Source organism: Bacillus cereus group sp. Sample62, assembly GCF_036851315.1.
Lineage (GTDB): Bacteria > Bacillota > Bacilli > Bacillales > Bacillaceae_G > Bacillus_A > Bacillus_A wiedmannii.
The window spans coordinates 1,191,685-1,207,034 of sequence record NZ_JAFLPK010000001.1; the positions used below are offsets into that span (position 1 = coordinate 1,191,685).

A 15,350-nucleotide genomic window follows, 5' to 3' on the forward strand; every position below is an offset into this window, starting at 1 on the left:
CCTCCTTTTCAGTAGGGAGGGTAAAAATATTCCTGCTATATATTTATGACAAGGATGTCTTAAGAAGAACTAGTTGATGGTTTGATAGAAATAATTTGTCCTTTCGCCTGCAATGGGCGAAGGGGTTCTGTAAATCCACCACTATTTGAGAATTTAGATAGAGCTTTAATACTTCCTGCAGTACCAATTTGGAATACAGAAGAGGTTGTAATGCTATCAATTTTAATGCTATTAATGATGATGCTTTGGTTTACATAAAGATTCAATGCAATCGCCTCCTCTAAGGTGAACCAATTATCGCTTGATCAATTACATCTGAATCATTGACAGTCGTTGCGCTTTGATAATTGTAGACAGAAACGTTATCTCCAACATTAAAAGAGCCGGCCCCGGCGAAAGCGCGTGAATAACTAATAGGCCTAATCGCAAATACATCTCCAATATGAAAAATACCACTTGATCCAATATTGACGATACGAATATGTCCGACCATAGCTGGCATACAAAACACCTTTCGTTTTTAAAATTTTCTTTTCTATTATTGTATGGGCGTTTTCAATAAAATGTGTTTTTTTTTTATAAAAGAAACACACACGTTATTGCGTGTGTGTATTGAGTGTTTGATTAGGGTGAAAATCCGTATGTACATGCCAAATTACATTTAAGAGCCTGTCCAGTTCTTGGCTACAATCCACTGTTTTTTGAGAAGTCATTCCGTAGCGTTCAGCAAAATAAATCATTTTTTCACGTTTTTTTTCAATCGCTTGCTCAAACATTGAAATCGGCTCCATCTCTAAATGAAATTTTTAGTATATATGTAGTACATATTATACAAAAACCCCATAAAAAAGAAATACCTTCGCTAAAAAAAGTAAAATTTCTACATTTTATGCCAAATATAAAGGAGTAACGAATAGGATATGAGAAGAATATTGTAAAAATTAGCGTGCATGAGAAGGTTTTTTTCTTACGGATGCGAATACAATTAAATGGTATGAGTTTTAGGATGGAGAGTGGAAATATTGCGTTTGGTAACGGCAAAAAAAGATGAAAAGGTATTTGTAGGTATTGTGGATGAAGAAGAAAAAAAGGTATTGCACTTAAGAGAAGCGCAAAGGCAAAAGGGGGAAAAGGTTACAATCCCCATTACAATGCTAGAGTATATTGAAAGAGGGACCACATGCTTTGAGAAAGTATGTGAAATTGTAAATTGGGCAAAAGAGCATGGGGAAACCGCGTATTATCCGTTAACTGAGGTGAAAATATTAGCACCAATTCCAAGGCCAAGGAAGAATATTCTTTGCGTTGGAAAGAACTATCGTGAGCATGCGATAGAAATGGGTGGAGTAGAGTCTATTCCAGAAAATATAATGATCTTTACGAAAGCGCCAACGACAGTTATTGGAATGAATGAAAAAATTAATAGTCATCCCCACGCAACGAATGAACTAGACTATGAAGGAGAACTAGCTATCATCATTGGTAAGCGAGGGAAACAAATAAAAAAAGAAAAAGCGCTTGAGCATGTTTTTGGTTACACTATTATAAATGATATAACTGCTCGCGACATTCAACGGAAGCATAAACAATTTTTTCTTGGAAAAAGTTTTGATACATTTTGTCCGATGGGACCGTATTTAATTCATAAATCAATGGTTAGTTCGCCAAATGCGTTACACATTGAAACGGTAGTAAATGGGGAAGTAAGGCAAACTTCAAATACAAATAAAATGATTTTTTCAATAGAAGAAATCATTTCAACGATAAGTAAAGGAATGACGTTAGAGCCAGGCGATATTATCGCAACAGGAACGCCGGCTGGTGTCGGAAAAGGTTTCACACCACCGAAGTTTTTGCATGCGGGTGATGAAGTGGTCATTACAGTAGAAGGAATTGGTACTTTGCGAAATGTAGTGAAATGAAAAAAGAGCTATCTTGTGAAAAGATAGCTCTTTTCTATGGTCTTGGATGATAGAGGTAATCGATAACCGAAAAAGTGTAAAGACCAACGAATGCAAGTGTACAAATACCAAATAGTATAACCGTAAGTGCGCTTTTTTCTCGTCCAAAGCCAATGATAGTAAGAATAACAGCGGTCCAAAATGATGCTTTCAGTAGTGTGAATGTAGTAGAAGTTGAGTAGTGACTAAGCAATGTTACGGAAAGTAGGAAGCCAAAGAATGTAACTAAAATAAAAGATGTAGCTAAATAGTTAATATGTTTACCATATCGTAATAACATATCGCACCTGCTTTCTAAAATAAAATACAGAAAATTACAATTTTATTTTAGTATAAATCAATATAAAAAGAAAGAGATTGTCCCAACATGTAGGACAACCTCTCTATTATTACGATAATACCGCTTTAATTTTTTGGAACGCCCACTCTAAATCTTCTTCAGAGATTACTAGAGGTGGTGCGATACGAATTACATTTTCGTGTGTTTCTTTACATAATAGACCAGCTGCTTTTAGTTGTTCACAGTAAGGGCGAGCTGGCTCGTTTAATTCGATACCGATGAATAAGCCTTTACCGCGAACATCAGTAATCATTGGGTTATCAATTTCTTTTAATTGCCCAACTAACTTTTCACCTAATTGAAGAGAACGCTCTGTTAATTTTTCTTCTTCTAACACTTCAAGAGCTGCGATAGAAACAGCACATGCAAGTGGATTACCACCGAATGTAGAACCGTGAGAACCGGGCTCGAATACGCCTAAAATGTCGCGGTTTGCTGCTACGCAAGAGATTGGGAATACGCCGCCGCCAAGTGCTTTACCAAGTATGTACATGTCAGGAGTTACATTGTCCCAATCACAAGCAAATACTTTACCAGTACGGCCTAAACCTGTTTGGATTTCATCTGCTACAAATAAAACGTTTTCTTTTTTACATACTTCAAGAGCTTCTTTTAAGAAACCAGCTGGTGGGATGTTAATTCCTGCTTCACCTTGGATTGGCTCTAAAATGAATGCAGCTGTATTTGGTGTAATTGCAGCTTTTAACGCTTCTAAATCACCGTAAGGAATTACGATAATACCAGGAAGCATTGGACCGAATCCACGCTTGTACTCTTCGTTTGAAGACATAGAAACAGCACCCATTGTACGGCCGTGGAAGTTATCCTCACAAACGATGATTTCAGCACGGTTTGCTTCTACTTTCTTCACATCATAAGCCCAGCGGCGAGCTGTTTTAATTGCAGTTTCAACAGCTTCTGCACCTGTATTCATTGGAAGTACCATTTCTTTATTAGTTAGTTTCGCAACTTTTTCGTACCAAGGACCTAATTGATCGCTATGGAAAGCACGAGAAGTTAACGTAACACGATTAGCTTGGTCAATTAAAGCGTTAATAATTTTTGGGTGACGATGACCTTGGTTTACTGCAGAATATGCACTTAATAAGTCCATATAGCGGTTTCCTTCAGGATCTTCTACCCAAACGCCTTCTGCTTTAGAAATAACGATTGGAAGTGGGTGATAGTTATTTGCCCCGTATGTGTCTGTAAGTTCGATAATATCCTTAGTTTGAATCATGATTGTTCCCCCTTTTGTTATTACAAGAAGTTTGTAAATACTCTAAATATTATAGCATTTAAATGTAAAAAAGCGAAACATTTCCTGAAAATATATGAACATGTTATCATATAAAGTGAAAAAGTGTGAAAAGAGGAGGTAAGGGATACGATGGTACATATGCATATTACAGCATGGGCGTTAGGTTTAATTTTATTCTTCGTTGCGTATTCACTTTATTCAGCAGGTAGAAAAGGTAAAGGTGTACATATGGGGCTTCGTCTTATGTACATTATCATTATTGTGACAGGTTTCATGTTGTACATGGGTATTATGAAGACTGCAACAAGTAACATGCACATGTGGTATGGTTTAAAAATGGTAGCTGGTATTTTAGTTATCGGTGGAATGGAAATGGTTCTTGTAAAAATGAGCAAGAACAAAGCAACAGGGGCAGTTTGGGGACTATTTATTGTTGCACTAGTAGCAGTATTTTACCTTGGACTGAAATTACCGATTGGCTGGCAAGTATTCTAATAAAAAATAAAACCACCTTATAATCTCAACGACTTGGGAGATAAGGTGGTTTTTTATTTCATCCGGTAAACACCCGATTGGTGAAGGCTAATAATCAGTGGGGGATGCCCCACTGATTAAAGTTTCACTTTAAGTCGCATCGATATGCAGCTCTTCTCCGTTTACTTTCGTAAAACGAAACATGTTTTTATTTGACGTAGCGTGACGGACGAAATGGTGCTGTAGTGTACAAATCATTTCTTCGTTATCAAACAAAAGAATATTTACTCCTTCGCATGCTTCCTCTTTCGGTAAGAAAGATAAATAATTATGGCAATACATGCAATCATATAAAGAGTAATGAAGGGATTGCAATGATTCGGTTAATAATGTAAAGACAGAGTCGGGCAATTCCTCGAGCCATTCCGTATAGCTAAGAAGTAATTTTTTTCGAATTCGTATCATTTCTCCGTTTTGTAAATGGTGCTGTTCGTTGGCGATTTGTAATACATCTTGTTCATAGAAACGAGCTGGTAGCCAGTTGTTGTTATACAAAATCTCAAAGCCATCTTCGGCAATATCTTCTAATAAAAATGCTTCATCATTTTCATCATCAAAGAATACCCATTCATTGTTTATATATTCTACATTACCGACTGTATGAGCGCGTGGCTGATTATATAAAATATGGTTACGTTGTATCATACACGATTTCTCCTTTATGAAAAGTAGTTATTTCTGTTATAGACAGTTCGCGCATTCTTTATAACTAGACACATCTAGACATAGGTGGGCATACAATAAAACACGTTTTACTGAGTGAAAATGCTATTCCGTATGTGGATAGTAGATTATCGTCAAGTTTGTCATTTTTTTGATCCGCACCTCTAAGGTGTGGATTACTGCTCGTTTAGGAAAAGAAATAAGATGGAAGGATGATTCGTATGTGCGGGATTACAGGATGGGTGGATTATAAACGCTCATTAGAAGGAGAACGGGACGTCATTACGAAGATGGCTGAGACGTTAGCAAAGCGTGGCCCAGATGATAATAAAGTTTGGATTAAAGGCAATGTCGCATTTGGGCATAAACGGTTAATCGTTGTGGACCCTGAGGGTGGTAAACAACCGATGACTTGTTTAAAAGATGAAATGAATTATGCCATTTGTTATAACGGTGAACTGTATAATACAGAAGATATTCGAAAGGAATTATTAAGAAGAGGATATACGTTCAAAGGTCACTCTGATACAGAAGTACTATTAGCGTCGTATATGGAATGGAAAGAAGAATGTGTCGATCATTTAAATGGTATATATGCGTTTGCCGTATGGGATGAACAGAAAGAACAAGTATTTATTGCGCGAGATCGATTAGGTGTAAAACCGCTATTTTATAAATATGATAGTGGGCGATTACTATTTGGTTCAGAGTTAAAAGCGATATTAGCGCATCCAGATGTGAAGGCGGAAGTAACGTTAGAAGGGTTATCTGAAATATTCGGCCTTGGACCATCTAGAACACCTGGTCATGGCATTTATGCTGGTATAAAAGAATTACGTCCAGGGCATGCGATGACATTTTCAAAGAACGGTTTATGTATATGGAGATATTGGAATGTGGAAAGCAAAAAACATGAAGACTCCTTTGAAGAAACGGTAGAGAAAACACGCTTTTTATTAAAAGATGCGATTACAAGGCAGCTCGTTTCTGATGTACCACTATGTACCTTTCTATCAGGCGGTGTAGATTCGAGTGCAATTACAGCAATTGCTGCGAAAGAATACGTAAGGTCAGGAAAAGGGCAATTACACACATACTCTGTTGATTATGAAGATAATGACAAATATTTTAAAGCGAATGCGTTTCAGCCGAATTCAGATGCGCCATTTATTCATTTGATGACGGAGACGTTTCAAACAATCCATCATCGCTGCGTCATTTCAAACGAACAATTAGCGCAGTATTTAACGGAAGCCGTACTCGTTCGTGATTTGCCTGGTATGGCAGATATCGATTCGTCATTATTATGGTTTTGCCGTGAAATTAAACAAGATTTTGTCGTCGGTTTATCTGGGGAATGTGCAGACGAAATATTTGGTGGTTATCCATGGTTTTATAGAGAAGATGATTTACAATCGAGTGCGTTTCCGTGGATGCGCTCTACAGAAGCACGTGAACAACTGCTAAAGAAAGAATGGAGAAATAAATTAAATTTACAACAATATGTACAGCAGCGTTATGAAGAATCCATTCAAGAAGTTCCTATCTTAGAGGGAGAAAGCCCAATTGAAGCAAAGAGACGACAACTATTTTACTTGAACATGGTATGGTTTATGACAACATTATTAGACAGAAAAGACCGCATGAGTATGGGGGCAAGCTTAGAAGTACGTGTTCCATTTGCGGATCACCGACTTGTCGAATATGCGTGGAATATTCCTTGGGAAATGAAAATGTATAAAAACCGCGAAAAAGGTCTATTGCGTAAAGCGTTAGAAGGATTACTTCCAAATGACATCTTATATAGAAAGAAGAGCCCATATCCGAAAACGCATAATCCGCACTATACGAAAGCAGTAACAGTATGGCTACAAGATTTATTAACAGATAAAGGATCAATTTTACACGAACTATTTGATAAAGAGCAGCTGAGCGGATTAATTGAGTCAGGCGGCAGTGCATTTCAATCACCTTGGTTCGGTCAATTAATGACTGGGCCACAACTTTTAGCTCACTTAGCGCAAATTCATGTTTGGTTTAAAGAGTATGGGGTAAATATTAAAGAATAGATGAAAAGCGACTTACTTTTATGTAAGTCGCTTTTTATTAAATAAATTGTCAAATAAAATTCAAAATCATATTAGAAATAATACTTATTTAGAATAATTATTTTGACGTACTTATTATTAGTTGTTATAATTGGAAACAAATGTTCTTGAAAAAGATTCTCATTTATAAAATTGAGGTGTTATATAGATGACAAAAAAAATAGGTTTACTCGTAATGGCGTATGGAACGCCAGAATCATTAGATGATGTTGAAACATACTACACACATATTCGCCACGGGCGTAAACCTTCAGAAGAAGCGCTCCAAGACTTAATCGGACGCTATAAAGCGATTGGCGGAATTTCACCACTTGCAAAAATTACGAAAGAGCAAGCGCATAAATTAACAGATTCAATGAATAAAATATTTACAGAGTATGAATTTACTTGTTACTTAGGATTAAAACATATAGCTCCATTTATAGAAGATGCAGTAGAAGAGATGAAGAAAGATGGAATTGAGCAGGCGATTAGTATCGTATTAGCACCGCATTATTCTACATTTAGCATTAAAGCATATAATGACCGTGCTATTCGTCTTTCGGAAGAAATTGGTGGCCCTGTTATTGAACCGATTGAACAATGGTACGATGAACCGAAGTTTATTTCGTATTGGGTAGATCAAATAAAAGAAACATTTACAAAGATTGAAGATAAAGAGAAAGCAGTCGTAATTTTTTCAGCACATAGTTTGCCAGAAAAAATTATTGCAGCAGGGGACCCTTATGTGGCGCAATTGCAGCATACGGCAGATTTAATTGCGAAGGCTGCCGATATTCCAAACTATACAACGGGTTGGCAAAGTGCTGGAAATACGCCTGACCCATGGATTGGTCCGGATGTGCAAGATTTAACGAGAGATTTATATGAAGGGCATGGATATGAATCTTTCATATATTGCCCAGTTGGCTTTGTGGCAGAGCATTTAGAAGTTTTATATGACAATGATTACGAATGTAAAGTTGTAACTGATGAATTAAATGTCGCATATTTTAGACCAAATATGCCGAATTCACAATCTGTATTCATCGATTGCTTAGCTGAAATTGTTTCCAAAAAAATGAAGGAAATGGTTGACAAGAATTTAGTTTTGAATAATAATTAGTTTATAATAATTTTAAATAAATAATAATTACTATGAAAGAAAGAGGAGGATCCCCCTAGATGAATCCAAATAATCGCTTAACAACAAACCAAGGTGCTCCAGTTGGAGACAACCAAAATTCTCGTACAGCTGGTCGCCGTGGACCGGTATTATTAGAAGACTATCATTTAGTAGAAAAACTTGCGCACTTTGATCGTGAACGTATTCCAGAGCGTGTTGTGCATGCACGTGGTGCAGGTGCTCACGGTGTGTTCGTAACGAAAAACAGCATGAAGCAATATACGAAAGCAGCATTTTTACAAAATGAAGGAACTGAAACGCCTGTATTTGTTCGTTTCTCAACGGTTATTCATGGTCAAGGTTCTCCAGAAACAGCTCGTGACCCACGTGGGTTCGCTGTTAAATTTTATACAGAAGAAGGAAATTACGATATCGTAGGTAACCATTTACCGGTCTTCTTCATTCGTGATGCAATTAAATTCCCTGATATGGTGCATTCTTTAAAACCAGCACCTGATACAAATGTTCAAACGCCAGATCGTTACTGGGATTTCATGACGTTAAGTCCAGAATCTACACATATGATGACATGGGTGTTTTCTGATTACGGTACACCAGCAAGCTATCGTGAAATGGAAGGTTTCGGTGTCCATTCATTTAAATGGATTAATGCAGAAGGTAAAATCGTCTACATTAAATATCACTGGAAACCACAGCAAAGTGTACGTAACTTAAGTGCAAAAGAGGTGCAAGAAGTACAAGGAAAAGATTTCAACCATGCAACTCGTGACTTGTTCGATGCAATCGAAAAAGGAAATTATCCGAAGTGGGATTTACACGTACAAGTGATGCAACTAGATGAAACGGATTCTTTAGACTTTGATCCGCTAGATCCAACGAAAGTATGGCCAGAAGATCGCTTCCCGTTAATTGAAGTAGGGACGATGACGTTAAATCGTAACCCGAAAAACTTCTTCGCGGAAGTAGAGCAAGTGGCGTTCTCTCCAAGTGCAACTGTAAATGGTATTGAACCATCTGAAGATAAATTATTACAAGGTCGTTTATTCTCTTATCCAGATACACAGCGTTACCGTCTTGGTGCGAACTACTTACAAATTCCTGTAAACTGCCCGTACGCAGCTGTTCATAATCAACAACGTGATGGTGCGATGCAAATCAATCAAAACCCATCTACAATTAACTACGAACCGAGCCGTCATACTGAAAATCCAGTTGAAGACCCAACTTACCGCGATTCAACTATGAAAGTAGAAGGCTATGTATCTCGTGAAAAAATTGACAAACCAAATGATTTCAAACAAGCAGGTGAGCGTTACCGTTCATTCTCTAAAGAAGAGCAAGACAATTTAATTGCAAACTTAACAAATGATTTAAAAGACGTAAATGAGCGCACGAAATTACTAGCTATTTGTAACTTCTTCCGTGCAGATCACGATTACGGAATGCGTTTAGCGCAAGCTTTAAATGTTGATATTACGCAATATGTGGGAAATGCTCCGAAATAAAGTGAAACTTTAATCAGTGGGGATTCATCCCCGCTGATTATCAGCCCTCGCCAATCGGGCTTTTACGGGCAGTTGATCCCTCATCTAACTTTTTTGCTTTCGCTGAATTTTGAGATTTGGGGATCTTACTGCCCATAAATAGCGGGGTACACACAAAAAGACGACTGTTAAACGGTCGTCTTTTTGTGTGTAAAAGATATTTTACATGTAGAGCGAAAGATGCTATACTCTTGTCAAATAAGTTTTACATATAAGAGGTGTGTTTTGATGAATGTTTTAATTTTTATTATTGCGCTAAGTGTCTTTTTGTTTGTGGTGTTTGCTATTATAAAAATGTTTATAGCAATTGGAAAACAAGGTGATGAGCGTGCTACGTTTATAAAAAATAAAGCGATGGCTGAGACATTTAAAATTGCGATGGGGCTAATGGTACTTGAGATGATCCCTTTTATTTATCATCGTTTTAATGAAACGGTAGGAACGCCGTTTAATCCGGTTCGTTTTTTAGCTGTAATAGCAATTGCGTTTCTTATTATATTAAGTTTGAATAAAAGTAAGTATGGTGATTCGTAAGTTATACCGGAGTATTCTTCAGTTTCGTCATGTCGGAATTTGTTGTTAAATCGATATATTTAAAAAATCGCCGATATATCCATCAAAATACTGGGTGGGGTATCAAGTGCTGGCAAGTACAATAAAAAGAGATGCAATCTACTACTAATAGATTGCATCTCTTTTTTTAGTTCACTCGCTCTGTATACTCATAAGCTTTCTCTCCGTGCATCGAAATATCGAGTCCCATATGTTCCTCATGCTCATCTACCCGAACAGGGAGGAAGAAGTTAATTGCTTTAATAATGGCGTACGTCATTATGATTGTGAATGCATATGTTGCGCCGATTGCTACTAGTTGTTTAAACAGTAAAGTAGCGTTTCCGTAAAATAATCCGTTAGCGCCATCAGTATTTACAGTAGTAGTTGCAAATAGTCCTGTTGCAATACCGCCCCAAGTCCCGCCGATACCGTGGCATCCGAATGCATCAAGTGTATCGTCGTATCCAAATTTTGTTTTTAAGAAAAAGACTGCTCCGAAGCATAATACGCCGCCGATTGCTCCGATAAGAAGAGCAGAGAAAGGTGTAACGAACCCGCAAGCTGGTGTAATAGCGACTAGACCGGAAACTACACCACAAGCAGCTCCCATTGCAGTCGGTTTTGATTGGAAGAACCATTCTGAAAGCATCCAAGTTAATGCAGAGGCAGCAGCGGCTATATTTGTATTAATAAATGCAGTTAAAGCTACGTCGTTTAAAGATAATGCACTTCCGACGTTAAAACCGAACCAGCCGAACCATAGTAAGCCTGCACCTAACATTGTGAATGGTAAATGGTGAGGAGAAGTACCGTTTATGTTTTTTCGTTTTCCAAGGAAAATCGCTAATACAAGGCCAGCCACTCCAGATGTAATATGAACGACATTACCACCAGCGAAGTCTAACGCGCCAAGTTCTCTTAGCCACCCGCCAACGCCCCATACCCAATGAGCGACAGGGTTGTAAACGATTGTTGTCCATAGGAGGATGAAAATAAGGAAAGCAGAAAATCGCATTCTTTCGGCGAATGCACCTGAAATTAAAGCGGGAGTTAAAATAGCGAACATGAGTTGGAACATCATAAATAAATTGTGAGGAATAGTAGATGAGTAGTCTGGATTTGGTGCGTAGGTAACTCCGTTTAAACCGAACCAATCGAGTGTACCGATAAGTCCATGCCAATCGGGTCCGAATGATAAAGAATAGCCGATCACGATCCATTGAATCGAAACGATAGCCATTGCGCTATAACTATGCATTGTCGTACTGAGTACATTTTTACTGCGAACCATGCCCCCATAAAAAAGTGCTAATCCTGGTGTCATTAACATGACCATTACTGTCGTTACAAACATAAAAACCGTATCTCCCATATTCATTCTCTCTCCTCCTATAATGTTAGAAAAAATAACATCAACTTGTTATGTTTCATATCATATTCGAAATGAAATGAAAAATCAACTAAAAATTCAGAAAACTTTATACTTCATGTTAGAAAATCTAACATGAAGTATTTTGAGGGGAATGAAATCAACGTATGTGATTCGTTCTAAAAATTGGTATAATATTCTTACAATTAAAAAACATGGGGGATGCGTGTGAGGAAAATACGGACTAGGAAACTATTTATTTGTTTTTGTTTAGCTGTCGTTTTGTTTGTGCCAATACATACGTTTGCAGATGAAAAAAGAGAGTGGCGAGACGAAGTCGTATATTCCATTATGATTGATCGCTTCAATAATGGAGAACCGAAAAATGACAAACAGTTAGAAGTTGGCAATTTAGAAGGATATCAGGGCGGAGATATAAGAGGGATTATAAAAAGACTGGATTACATAAAAGAAATGGGCTTTACCGCTGTTATGCTTTCACCGCTTTTTGAAAGTGGAAAGTACGATGGGTTAGACGTGCGTAATTTTCAAAAGGTAAATGAACATTTCGGAACAGAAAATGATGTGAAAGAACTTGTACAAGAAGCGCACGCAAAAGGAATGAAAGTTGTACTTCAATTTCCACTTGGGGAAAACGAAAAACAAGTCATCGACGCGATGAAATGGTGGATCAAAGAAGTTGATTTAGATGGAATTTATGTGATGCATAGTGAAAAAAAGTCGCGTTCTTTCTGGGATGACGTGCAAAAAGATATGCAAGCGATAAAGAAAGATTTTCGTATTATGACAAAAGAAGATAGTGAATATAATGAAAAAATAGTAGAATCGTTTTCCAAAGTGGGTGTATCGGTGAAATCTTTATATGATGTGAGTAAAAAAGAAGGGGAATCCGTTACATTTTTAGATAATCAAGATACAAAAAGGTTTGCTCGTATTGCAAAAGAGAATATGAATTATCCGCCATCTCGTTTGAAACTAGCCCTTACATATTTATTAACATCACCAGGTATTCCGAATGTTTATTACGGGACTGAAATTGCATTAGATGGAGGGGATACTCCGGATAATAGACGATTAATGGATTTCAAATCAGATGAAAAATTTATGCAGCACATAACGAAACTCGGTGAGCTTAGACAAGCGAGAGCATCTCTACGACATGGAACGTTTGAGCTTTTATACGATAAAGATGGAATGAGTATACTAAAACGAAAGTATAAAGATGAAGTAACATTAGTAGCGATTAATAATACGAAAGAAACACAAAAAATTGCTTTGCCTGTAAGTGCGATTGGTGAAAAACAAGAGTTAAGAGGATTGTTAGAAGATGAAATTATAAGAGAAGAAAACGGAAAGTTTTATCTTGTTTTAAAGCGCGAAGAATCAAATGTGTATAAAGTTAACGGAGAAACAGGTGTGAATTGGTTATTTATCTCCTTAATAGTCGGTGTGAATGTATTATTTATTGCGTTTTTAATTGTTGTTAAAAAGAGACGGAAATAAGTAATGGATGTGTGTTCTTAATAAGTACGAAAACTCTTCTGCTGAGAGGGGACAGGCTAAGGAGGGATACTTTCTCCCTAGCCTGTTTTTTTGTGTGAAGTAAGACTATCGCCTCGAAATGCAGCTGAGCAAAGAAGTGAACAGACCTTTAGAACAAACAATAATTGCAACTATACTAATTTTACATTACATTAAAGGGTGGAAAATGTTCTGTTACTCATTGTGGGCTATATTTGAGGAGGAAAAATGGAATTTTACGATTTGGGTATTACCATTAAAGAACTTAGAATGAAAAAGAATATATCACAATCTGAATTGTGTCATGGAATATGTTCACAAAGTCAAATTAGCAAAATAGAAAAAGGTATGATTTATCCATCTAGCATATTGTTATATCAATTATCTGAAAGACTTGGTATTGATCCAAATAATATTTTCGCACTAACTCAAAACAAAAAACTAAAATATGTAGAAAATGTAAAATATGTAATGAGAGATTGTACAAAGCAAAAACAATATAATGAACTGTACGAAATAGTGAAACAAGAGAAAAACGAAAGTAATTTCCAGTTAAAAGAAGATAAACAATTTCTAATATGGCATGAAGCAATTGCTATATTTCATGTAAATAAATCAATAAAAACTGCTTTGAATCTTTTAAATAGTGCATTAAAACTAACTGTAACGAATGTTGATTTTTTATCAGAAAGAGAAATAGATATTATGCAGTCGATGGCTATATTTCATGGGGCAAATAAAGAATATGAAAAGAGTATTACTATATTAAGAAGATGTTTAACAAATTTTAATAAGTTAGATTTTCCTAGAGATAAAGAGATTAAATTAAAAATCATTTTTAATTTAGCGAAAATTTTAGGTCATGCAAATCAACATGAAGAGGCAATAAAATACAATGATATGGGTATCAAATTAGCTATTAATCTAAACACGTTATATTTATTAGGTGAATTATATTATGGGAAAGGTTGGAATTTACTAAAGCTGAAACAATATAATGAAGAAGATGTAGCTGATAACATGAAAAAAGCATTATTTATCTTTGAACTAACAGAAAAAGAAAATCTGATCAAAATAGTTAAAGAAAAATATTTTGAAAATCAAAATAAAAAATGACTCATAATTTCTGATGAATATCTTATTAATTTCTATAAAAAAGGCACCTTATGGTGTCTTTTTTATAACTTATATCATCAATTATTACATTTTATAGGTTTCTTATACCAAGCTTTGTTGATGTATTTGCACTTCGCAGGTGTTGAAGTTTTAGGAGTATCCCCGGGTGTAGTTATATTATTAGAACACCCTGCAATATATAGACAGAATGTAGTTAATAAAAAACATAGTATTAATTTCTTCAAATAACCACTTCTAACTCTTTTTTAATTAACATTTTTTCAAAAAAATAAATTCCTTACTAATTTTACATTACATGAAAGGGTGGAAAATATTCTTATACTCATAATTTGTTACATTTGAGTGGGGAGGGAGGTTTTTGCGCCGATTATTAAAAGGACCTTCTTCATTTATGCATAATAATTAAATACCCATTCTAAATATCTGATTGCTCGTAAGCTTAGACTTTGTAATATTTTCTCTACAAGCTAAAAAAAACACCCTCTACACAGAGGATGTTTTTCTTTTTAGCGGTAGTTAATAAATTGTACGTCAATCGGTAAGTCAGCGCTACGAACTGCTGCGATGACTGCTTGTAAGTCATCACGGCTTTTCGCTGTAACACGTACTTGGTCATCTTGTACTTGTGTTTTTACTTTTAATTTCATTTCTTTAATGATGTTGTTAATTTTTTTCGCGTTATCTTTATCGATACCTTGTTGAAGTGTTGCGCGTTGGCGAACAGTGTTACCAGTCGCAGCTTCAACTTTTCCGTAATCCAAGTTTTTAATTGGAACGTTACGTTTTACAAGTTTAGCAATTAGAACGTCTTTTACTTGGTCTAATTTGAACTCATCGTCAGAAGTTAAAACTAGTACTTCTTTTTCTAATTTAATATCACTTTTACTTCCTTTAAAGTCATATCGGTTTTGGATTTCCTTTAATGCGATGTTAATTGCGTTTGTTACTTCAGGTAATTCTACTTTCGAAACGATGTCAAAAGAACTATCTTTTGCCATAGTTAGCACCTCCAAATAAATTTCTAATCTTTTTATGTACTGTACATACTAAAGTATAGCTGAAAACGAGTCTGGACTTAAGTGTTTTCATACTTATATTTATGTAACCTCATTTTATTATAGTGAATTTTGGGCAGTTGGACAAATAAAGGGAAAATCGTGTTATAATTAACTTTTGTTTGGAATGATAAAAAGATAAAAAAGTTAATTTT

16 protein-coding genes are annotated in these 15,350 nt (G+C 35.9%); 8 read left to right on the forward strand and 8 right to left on the reverse strand.

Going from position 1 to position 15,350, the window contains the following annotated elements; genetic code table 11:
* Positions 1–59: 59 nt before the first annotated feature.
* The 3 genes from gerPB to J0835_RS05950 all read right to left on the reverse strand — a co-directional run bounded on the left by gerPB (position 60) and on the right by J0835_RS05950 (position 776).
* Positions 60–266, reverse strand: a complete 207-nt coding sequence (gene gerPB, locus J0835_RS05940) for a spore germination protein GerPB (RefSeq protein ID WP_048559586.1) — start codon at positions 264–266, stop codon at positions 60–62.
* Positions 267–280: 14 nt separating this feature from the next.
* Complete coding sequence (gene gerPA / locus J0835_RS05945) at positions 281–502, reverse strand: spore germination protein GerPA (protein ID WP_087979766.1); 222 nt, start codon at positions 500–502, stop codon at positions 281–283.
* Between the two features lie 94 nt (positions 503–596).
* Positions 597–776: an aspartyl-phosphate phosphatase Spo0E family protein gene (locus J0835_RS05950; protein ID WP_000462847.1), complete on the reverse strand. Its 180-nt coding sequence runs from the start codon at positions 774–776 to the stop codon at positions 597–599.
* Positions 777–1,022: 246 nt separating this feature from the next.
* On the opposite strand from J0835_RS05950, the gene J0835_RS05955 reads away from it, so the two are divergent.
* Positions 1,023–1,922 (forward strand): fumarylacetoacetate hydrolase family protein, encoded by a 900-nt coding sequence (locus tag J0835_RS05955; RefSeq protein ID WP_176373325.1) that lies wholly within the window; start codon positions 1,023–1,025, stop codon positions 1,920–1,922.
* Between the two features lie 34 nt (positions 1,923–1,956).
* Here J0835_RS05955 and J0835_RS05960 read toward each other — a convergent pair whose 3' ends face one another.
* Together J0835_RS05960 and rocD are read right to left on the reverse strand one after the other, a co-directional pair.
* The gene (locus tag J0835_RS05960; protein ID WP_087979768.1) at positions 1,957–2,241 is read right to left on the reverse strand and encodes a hypothetical protein; all 285 of its coding nucleotides are present in this window, start codon (positions 2,239–2,241) and stop codon (positions 1,957–1,959) included.
* A gap of 109 nt (positions 2,242–2,350) precedes the next feature.
* A complete protein-coding gene (gene rocD, locus J0835_RS05965) occupies positions 2,351–3,541 on the reverse strand; it encodes an ornithine aminotransferase (protein WP_016088919.1) in 1,191 nt (396 codons plus the stop codon).
* A gap of 150 nt (positions 3,542–3,691) precedes the next feature.
* Here rocD and J0835_RS05970 point away from each other — a divergent pair, with 150 nt between their 5' ends.
* Positions 3,692–4,057: a YisL family protein gene (locus tag J0835_RS05970; protein WP_000233492.1), complete on the forward strand. Its 366-nt coding sequence runs from the start codon at positions 3,692–3,694 to the stop codon at positions 4,055–4,057.
* Between the two features lie 129 nt (positions 4,058–4,186).
* Here the strand turns inward: J0835_RS05970 and J0835_RS05975 are convergent, their stop codons facing one another.
* Positions 4,187–4,741 (reverse strand): DUF2777 domain-containing protein, encoded by a 555-nt coding sequence (locus tag J0835_RS05975; RefSeq protein WP_048559584.1) that lies wholly within the window; start codon positions 4,739–4,741, stop codon positions 4,187–4,189.
* Between the two features lie 239 nt (positions 4,742–4,980).
* Here J0835_RS05975 and asnB point away from each other — a divergent pair, with 239 nt between their 5' ends.
* From asnB to J0835_RS05995, 4 genes are all read left to right on the forward strand, one after another.
* A complete protein-coding gene (gene asnB / locus J0835_RS05980) occupies positions 4,981–6,828 on the forward strand; it encodes an asparagine synthase (glutamine-hydrolyzing) (protein WP_087979769.1) in 1,848 nt (615 codons plus the stop codon).
* 187 nt (positions 6,829–7,015) lie between these two features.
* Positions 7,016–7,972 carry a ferrochelatase gene (gene hemH / locus J0835_RS05985; RefSeq protein WP_087979770.1) on the forward strand — a complete coding sequence of 319 codons (957 nt, stop codon included), beginning with the start codon at positions 7,016–7,018 and terminating at the stop codon, positions 7,970–7,972.
* A gap of 59 nt (positions 7,973–8,031) precedes the next feature.
* Positions 8,032–9,498, forward strand: a complete 1,467-nt coding sequence (gene katB, locus J0835_RS05990; protein WP_001069188.1) for a catalase KatB — start codon at positions 8,032–8,034, stop codon at positions 9,496–9,498.
* Between the two features lie 267 nt (positions 9,499–9,765).
* Positions 9,766–10,071 (forward strand): hypothetical protein, encoded by a 306-nt coding sequence (locus tag J0835_RS05995; protein ID WP_087979771.1) that lies wholly within the window; start codon positions 9,766–9,768, stop codon positions 10,069–10,071.
* A gap of 166 nt (positions 10,072–10,237) precedes the next feature.
* Here the strand turns inward: J0835_RS05995 and J0835_RS06000 are convergent, their stop codons facing one another.
* Positions 10,238–11,470, reverse strand: a complete 1,233-nt coding sequence (locus J0835_RS06000; RefSeq protein ID WP_087979772.1) for an ammonium transporter — start codon at positions 11,468–11,470, stop codon at positions 10,238–10,240.
* A gap of 213 nt (positions 11,471–11,683) precedes the next feature.
* On the opposite strand from J0835_RS06000, the gene J0835_RS06005 reads away from it, so the two are divergent.
* Both J0835_RS06005 and J0835_RS06010 read left to right on the forward strand, forming a co-directional pair.
* Positions 11,684–12,985 carry an alpha-amylase family glycosyl hydrolase gene (locus J0835_RS06005; RefSeq protein ID WP_087979773.1) on the forward strand — a complete coding sequence of 434 codons (1,302 nt, stop codon included), beginning with the start codon at positions 11,684–11,686 and terminating at the stop codon, positions 12,983–12,985.
* Positions 12,986–13,231: 246 nt separating this feature from the next.
* Positions 13,232–14,119: a helix-turn-helix domain-containing protein gene (locus tag J0835_RS06010; protein ID WP_087979774.1), complete on the forward strand. Its 888-nt coding sequence runs from the start codon at positions 13,232–13,234 to the stop codon at positions 14,117–14,119.
* 527 nt (positions 14,120–14,646) lie between these two features.
* On the opposite strand, the gene J0835_RS06015 is transcribed toward J0835_RS06010, so the two are convergent.
* Positions 14,647–15,138 carry a YajQ family cyclic di-GMP-binding protein gene (locus tag J0835_RS06015; RefSeq protein ID WP_073517555.1) on the reverse strand — a complete coding sequence of 164 codons (492 nt, stop codon included), beginning with the start codon at positions 15,136–15,138 and terminating at the stop codon, positions 14,647–14,649.
* Positions 15,139–15,350 lie beyond the last annotated feature (212 nt).